This window comes from Streptococcus sp. E29BA, from assembly GCF_041807805.1.
Lineage (GTDB): Bacteria > Bacillota > Bacilli > Lactobacillales > Streptococcaceae > Streptococcus > Streptococcus entericus.
The window spans coordinates 1-6432 of the sequence record NZ_JBGTZA010000059.1 but is presented as its reverse complement, the minus strand read 5'-3'; the positions used below and the strand labels follow the sequence as shown (position 1 = coordinate 6432).

Annotated in this window: 8 protein-coding genes; all 8 read left to right on the top strand. The window is 47.4% G+C overall.

Translation table 11 applies throughout. From position 1 onward, the window contains the following. Nucleotides 1–160 (top strand): LPXTG cell wall anchor domain-containing protein (locus ACERC8_RS09625; RefSeq protein ID WP_373659666.1); only part of this gene is annotated, 160 nt, incomplete at its 5' end. Nucleotides 161–632: 472 nt separating this feature from the next. Continuing rightward, nucleotides 633–1712 (top strand): peptide chain release factor 1, encoded by a 1080-nt coding sequence (gene prfA, locus ACERC8_RS09620; protein WP_373659665.1) that lies wholly within the window; start codon nucleotides 633–635, stop codon nucleotides 1710–1712. Further along, nucleotides 1712–2542, top strand: coding sequence for a peptide chain release factor N(5)-glutamine methyltransferase (prmC, locus tag ACERC8_RS09615; RefSeq protein ID WP_373659664.1), 831 nt, complete (start codon nucleotides 1712–1714; stop codon nucleotides 2540–2542). Before prfA ends, prmC begins: the two co-directional genes overlap by 1 nt. Then, on the top strand, nucleotides 2535–3125 hold the full coding sequence (locus tag ACERC8_RS09610) for an L-threonylcarbamoyladenylate synthase (RefSeq protein WP_373659663.1): 591 nt from the start codon (nucleotides 2535–2537) through the stop codon (nucleotides 3123–3125). Before prmC ends, ACERC8_RS09610 begins: the two co-directional genes overlap by 8 nt. Nucleotides 3126–3135: 10 nt before the next feature. Beyond that, nucleotides 3136–3585 carry a GNAT family N-acetyltransferase gene (locus ACERC8_RS09605; protein ID WP_373659662.1) on the top strand — a complete coding sequence of 150 codons (450 nt, stop codon included), beginning with the start codon at nucleotides 3136–3138 and terminating at the stop codon, nucleotides 3583–3585. Then, nucleotides 3578–4222 carry a YdcF family protein gene (locus tag ACERC8_RS09600; RefSeq protein WP_373659661.1) on the top strand — a complete coding sequence of 215 codons (645 nt, stop codon included), beginning with the start codon at nucleotides 3578–3580 and terminating at the stop codon, nucleotides 4220–4222. Before ACERC8_RS09605 ends, ACERC8_RS09600 begins: the two co-directional genes overlap by 8 nt. Next, nucleotides 4219–5472: a serine hydroxymethyltransferase gene (glyA, locus tag ACERC8_RS09595; RefSeq protein WP_373659660.1), complete on the top strand. Its 1254-nt coding sequence runs from the start codon at nucleotides 4219–4221 to the stop codon at nucleotides 5470–5472. The genes ACERC8_RS09600 and glyA overlap by 4 nt, the downstream gene beginning before the upstream one ends. Before the next feature lie 271 nt (nucleotides 5473–5743). After that, complete coding sequence (locus tag ACERC8_RS09590; protein WP_373659659.1) at nucleotides 5744–6211, top strand: DUF1266 domain-containing protein; 468 nt, start codon at nucleotides 5744–5746, stop codon at nucleotides 6209–6211. Nucleotides 6212–6432: the final 221 nt, after the last annotated feature.

Genomic DNA, 6432 nt, shown 5'->3' with positions numbered 1-6432 from the left:
TTCAGCTACAGCTCCTGCAGCTTCAGCACTAGCCTCAGCGACAGTAGGTAAGAAGGGACTCCCTGCAACAGGCGATGCCCACACAGCTCTAGCTGCTGTCGGCGCAACAGCCCTCTTATCAGCCCTAGGTTTAGCCGGACGGAGAAGACGAGCTAGATAAGCTAATCTGATAATACAAAAACAACAGTTTTAATGCTGTTGTTTTTGTTGGTGAAGTTATCATTATTATGATTATGTTTTAAAATATTATACTCAATATGACAATGGCTCTATCACTTTAGAACTAATGTGACTAGCTAAGACAAAAATTTTTTCAAAGCGGTGCCTATTAGCCTTACCACGAGTATTTTGACCACAGAGATAGATACTCAATCTATTATTGTTAATGTTGACAATAATATAGCTTTCTAGTTTATTAAACGACAGTAAGCGCATGTTGTTTTCAATTCTAGATTACATAAAAGTACTTCCAGTGGGGGTTAAAAAGTATTGTTCTCAAAAATTATATTAAATCTATACCTGATTAGAGTTTTAGTTGCAAATAGTTTATTTATAGGACTAGGAAATAGAAGATGATAAATCCTTTTTTTTGTGGTAGAATGAAGAGTACTATATGAAAAGCGGAGAAAAGTATGAACATTTACGATCAATTACAGGCGGTGGAAGACCGCTATGAAGAGTTAGGCGAGTTGCTCAGTGACCCAGAGGTGGTATCTGACACCAAACGCTTTATGGAATTGTCTCGCGAAGAGGCAAACACGCGTGAAACGGTCGCTGCCTACCGTGAGTATAAGGCGACTATACAAGCCATCGCAGATGCAGAAGAGATGATTAAAGAAGCAGGTGGCGACAAGGATTTAGAGGAAATGGCTAAAGAAGAGCTCAAAGAGAGCAAGGCCGCTAAGGAAGCTCTCGAAGAGCGATTGAAAATCCTGCTCCTACCTAAAGACCCGAATGACGATAAAAACATCATCTTGGAGATTCGTGGTGCAGCAGGTGGTGACGAGGCGGCCCTCTTTGCCGGTGATCTTCTAGCCATGTACCAGAAGTTTTCCGAAAGCCAAGGCTGGCGCTTTGAAGTCATGGAGACGTCTTACAATGGTGTCGGTGGAATCAAGGAAGTCGTGGCGATGGTATCAGGTCAGTCGGTTTACTCTAAACTGAAATACGAATCTGGTGCCCACCGTGTGCAACGTGTCCCTGTGACCGAAAGCCAAGGCCGTGTCCATACATCGACAGCGACAGTTCTTATCATGCCTGAAATCGAAGAAGTCGAGTATGACATTGACTCGAAAGACCTCCGTATCGACATCTACCACGCTTCTGGTGCAGGTGGTCAGAACGTCAATAAGGTGGCAACGGCTGTCCGTATTGTTCACTTGCCGACCAACATCAAGGTCGAGATGCAGGAAGAGCGGACCCAGCAGAAGAACCGTGACAAGGCCATGAAGATTATCCGTGCCCGTGTGGCGGATCATTTTGCCCAGATTGCGCAAGACGAGCAGGATGCGGAGCGCAAGTCTACCATCGGTACAGGTGACCGTTCAGAACGCATTCGCACCTACAATTTTCCGCAGAACCGTGTCACCGACCACCGTATCGGTCTGACCCTGCAAAAGCTGGATACGATTTTATCTGGGAAGATGGACGAAGTGGTGGACGCCCTCGTTCTCTACGACCAGACCCAAAAACTGGAAAAGTTGGCCAACTAATGCGGTTGGGACAGGTCTTGTCTTCTTTGGAAGACCGTGTTGAAGCCGCAGGAGCAGAGCGAGCTGCCCTTGCCTACGTCTTTCGTGAGCTCAAGGGCTGGAGCTTGACCGATTTGGTTTTGCAGCTGTCACAGCCGATTACGCTAGCAGACGAGGCACTCTTGACTGAGTTAGCGGACAAACTCAGCCAGCATCTTCCCGCCCAGCACCTGACAGGACGCGCCTACTTTCGAGAGTTGACGCTCTTGGTGGACAGCCGTGTCCTCATCCCTCGCCCTGAGACGGAGGAGTTGGTCGATTTGATTCTTTTAGAAAATAGCAGAGCGGATTTGCGGGTTCTGGACCTGGGGACAGGCAGCGGGGCTATTGCCCTTTCCCTCAAGCAAGCTAGACCCGATTGGCAGGTGACAGCGAGTGATTTGTCAGCCGATGCTCTGGCAGTCGCTCGTGAAAATGCCCAAAAGCATGACCTTGCGGTTACCTTTATCCAGTCAGATGTCTACGATGGGTTACCTGAGACCTATGACCTTATTGTCTCTAACCCACCCTACATTGCTTACGCAGACCAGCATGAGGTCGGAGAGAATGTCTTGCGCTATGAGCCGCATACCGCTCTTTTTGCCGAAGAAGAAGGATTGGGCATTTATCGACAAATCTTGATAGATGCCCAGCAGCACCTGACACCAAATGGTAAGATTTATCTAGAAATTGGCTACAAGCAAGGTCAAGCGCTAAAAGCCTTAGCTCAGCAGTATTTACCCGATAAGCGCATGCGGGTCTTGACAGACAGCTACGGCAAAGACAGAATGGTGGTGATGGATAATGGCTGATTTGGGTCAGGTCTTAGAAAACGGTGGGGCAGTCGTCCTGCCGACTGAGACCGTTTACGGGATCTTTGCCAAGGCACTGGATGAAGAGGCTGTGAATCAGGTCTATGCCCTCAAGCAACGCCCTCGAGACAAGGCACTCAATCTGAACGTCTCAAATCCGAACGATATTCGAAAATTCAGTCAAAACCAGCATATTTTTTTAGAAAAGCTGTATAATGAGTTTATGCCAGGACCGTTGACCATCATCTTAGAAGCCAACGACCGAGTGCCACACTGGGTCAACTCTGGTCTGGGGACGGTCGGTTTTCGGGTGCCAAATCACCCTGTGACCTTAGACTTGATTGCCCAGCATGGACCATTGATCGGTCCTTCCGCCAATCGGTCAGGCCAAGCCAGTGGCATCTCTTTCGAGGACATCATGGCAGAGTTTGACGGTCAAGTGACGGGCTACGCAGATGATGCCGCCCTGACAGGACAGGACTCGACCATTTTGGACTTGTCTGGTGACAGAGCGACCATTTTACGACAAGGAGCCATCACCAAGGCACAACTCCTTGAAGTTGTGCCAGAGTTGAACTTTTAGGAGGATTAGTATGCTCAGATGTTTACACGATAAAGATGTCTCACAACTGTCGATTATCAATAAGTTGGCGTTAGGGTATTCTTTTTCAGAAGAGAAGACTGCCCAGCAATTAACTAAATTATCGGCAGATGATCACCATTTTCTGCTTGGCTATGGCGACCCTGAAACAGGAGAGTTCTTAGGCTATGTTCACGCTCAAATCTATGAAAGTTTGTACTCGCCGACAGGTTTTAATGTCTTGGCTCTGGCAGTTCACCCTGAACATCAAGGGAAGGGAATCGGTCGGTGCTTAATTGCAGGTTTAGAGGATGAAGCTAAGGCTAGAGGATATGCCTTCATCCGCCTGAATTCAGCTTCACATCGTCTGGAGGCGCATGGATTTTACCGCAGGATTGGCTACGATGGGGATAAGACGCAGCTGCGATTTATCAAGTTATTTGAGGAAGGGAACGATGATTGAACGTGAACCAGATGTTCCCGAGTTGACCGCGGATGACATGGCTTTGCTGACGGAGGCGGTCTTTGGGCAAGATCAGTTGCCTCAGGTCTGTGACTTGGGCTTTATCTTTTCGAGCACCCACCCCTTGCATTGGGAGAAGGCTGTCGAGGCTTATCGACAGGGCTATGTTAGCCAGTTTTTAGTGACGGGTGGTCGAAGCAAGACAGGACAGGCTCATCCTGATTGGCCAGGAGGTGATCGGACAGAGGCTGAGGTCATCATCGAGCACTTGGTGGCTGGGGGCGTTCCACGGCAGGCCATTCTGCATGAGAACCAATCGACCAATTCCTTGGAAAATGTTCTATTTGCTAAGGATTTGATTGATTTTTCACGCGTTAAGAGCATTTTGGTCATTTGCAAGAGCCATGTGGCAGGGCGTCAGCTACGAACCCTAGCCCAGCATCTTCCAGATGATATTGACCTTATCTCTTATCCCTTTGATACAGCTTATAAAGGACAGATAATTCGTCGGTCAGACTGGATGACCTCTGACATCGGTCGCCGACGGGTCTGGGGAGAATACCTGCGCCTCGTTCGCTACGGAGAACTGGGGCATTTGAAACCATTGGATAACCAACTTAAAGGAGTACACTTATGATTTTTGACAAGGAAGATTACAAGGCCTTTGACGCTGACCTTTGGGCAGCGGTACAAGCCGAAGAGCAGCGCCAGCAAAACAACATCGAGCTGATTGCCTCTGAAAACGTGGTGTCTAAGGCTGTTATGGCAGCTCAGGGCACCCTATTGACCAACAAATACGCCGAAGGCTACCCTGGCAAGCGCTATTATGGCGGCACAGACTGTGTGGACGTGGTGGAAAATCTGGCGATCGATCGAGCGAAAGAAATTTTCGGCGCTAAGTTTGCTAATGTGCAGCCCCACTCAGGCAGTCAGGCCAACGCGGCGGCTTACATGGCGCTGATTGAGACGGGAGACACGGTGATGGGTATGGACTTGTCCGCTGGTGGCCACCTCACTCATGGGGCGACAGTGAGCTTTTCGGGCAAACAGTACAACTTTGTCCACTACACGGTTGACCCTGAGACCCACCTCCTCGACTACGATGCCATTCTGGAGCAGGCCAAGGCCGTACAGCCTAAGCTTATCGTGGCAGGAGCGTCCGCCTATTCCCGTACTATTGACTTTGCAAAATTCCGTGAGATTGCGGACAGCGTCGGTGCCAAGCTGATGGTGGACATGGCGCACATTGCTGGTCTGGTGGCGTCTGGCCATCACCCAAGCCCAGTACCATATGCCCACATTACCACAACAACCACCCACAAGACCCTTCGTGGCCCACGCGGTGGCTTGATTTTGACCAACGATGAAGAGATTGCTAAGAAAATCAACTCAGCCATCTTCCCAGGCCTGCAGGGTGGTCCACTCATGCACGTCATTGCTGCCAAGGCAGTTGCCTTTAAGGAAGTCCTAGACCCTGCCTTCAAGACCTACGGTGAGCAGGTCATCAAAAACACCCGTGCTATGGCGGAGGTCTTTCTCAAACATGACAAGTTTAAAGTCATCTCAGGCGGGACAGATAATCACCTCTTCTTAGTGGACGTGACTGGCGTGGTTGAGAGTGGCAAGGTTGCCCAGCACCTGTTGGACGAAGTCAATATCACCCTCAATAAGAACTCGATTCCTTTTGAAACCCTATCACCCTTCCAGACCTCTGGTATCCGTATCGGCTCTCCAGCCATCACTAGTCGTGGTCTCGGTGAATCAGAAGCGACCAAGATTGCCGAGCTCATTATCAAAACCTTGGAAAATGCTGACAAGCCAGACGTGCTTGATCAGGTGCGTGCTGAGGTTAAGGCGATTACGGATGCCTTTCCGCTTTATAGTTAACCAGAAGAAAGGAACTTAAAATAATTTCAGAATATGTCTTACTTTGTGCCCCTTACCGATTTGAAAATCGGTTTGTGACTGAACTTGATAAAGAAATAGTTGATAAAGAATTACTTCCAATTGTTTTACCGAATGTAAATATCTTGACACGATTTTTAGTAAAACACGGTCTAAAAAAGAATTTTGGTATTGTGAATAAACATACTTTGGTTAATGAAATCAGAGCTCTAAAACAAGGCGACTACCGTAGGTTAAGAATGAAGAGAAGGCTTTGACAGCTGTCCTAGAGGAGTTAACTGAGGATACAAACTTGCTGGAGATTCTAGGTCGCTTACAAGCTTTAAGCAAAGGAAAAGGGGTACAAGGTTTTGATGATTGTCGTATCATCGATGTCTTGACCAAGGCTTATGCAGGAAAGCTTGTGAGTCAGGCGGAGTTTCAGGAGCTATTTGACCAAGAGACTACTCGTATCAAGCAAGATTATGAGAGTTGGGAACAGTATTTGGCATCTTGTGTTTTAGGGAAAATTTTACAATTTGCACCCACATCTTCGACGATTGTGACGGAAGAGAGTTTTATTTTAGCGATTTATGGTTACTGCCTGGCTAAAGTTAACGCTTTCTCATTTGCATCTTTCTGGGTTGATACTAACTTGGAACAACTGGGACAAGTTTTGGCTGATGTGCTCGGCTTTGATTATGAGCAAGATAAAAAAGATATGCGGGGAATTGAGGAATAGCTAGTACCAGCCATCTCTCCTTATAGGGCTCTTTGTCAACTGTAGTGGGTGAGTTATATTTACTGACGAGTGAGAAGCAACTTGGTTCTCACTCGTTTTATTTGGTTATTTTAGCTAATTAATCTTATTTATCTGTTTTATATTATGAAAAGGCACCCCTTTTCTGTACAATTTTTATAAAGTGTTTTTGTTAAGCGATAACTCGCTTAACCATAGGTGTT

Bases quoted from the DNA above. Each gene is read 5' to 3' on its own strand.
- prfA (WP_373659665.1), top strand. From the start codon at position 633: ATGAACATTTACGATCAATTACAGGCGGTGGAAGACCGCTATGAAGAG.
- prmC (WP_373659664.1), top strand. From the start codon at position 1,712: ATGCGGTTGGGACAGGTCTTGTCTTCTTTGGAAGACCGTGTTGAAGCC.
- ACERC8_RS09610 (WP_373659663.1), top strand. From the start codon at position 2,535: ATGGCTGATTTGGGTCAGGTCTTAGAAAACGGTGGGGCAGTCGTCCTG.
- ACERC8_RS09605 (WP_373659662.1), top strand. From the start codon at position 3,136: ATGCTCAGATGTTTACACGATAAAGATGTCTCACAACTGTCGATTATC.
- ACERC8_RS09600 (WP_373659661.1), top strand. From the start codon at position 3,578: ATGATTGAACGTGAACCAGATGTTCCCGAGTTGACCGCGGATGACATG.
- glyA (WP_373659660.1), top strand. From the start codon at position 4,219: ATGATTTTTGACAAGGAAGATTACAAGGCCTTTGACGCTGACCTTTGG.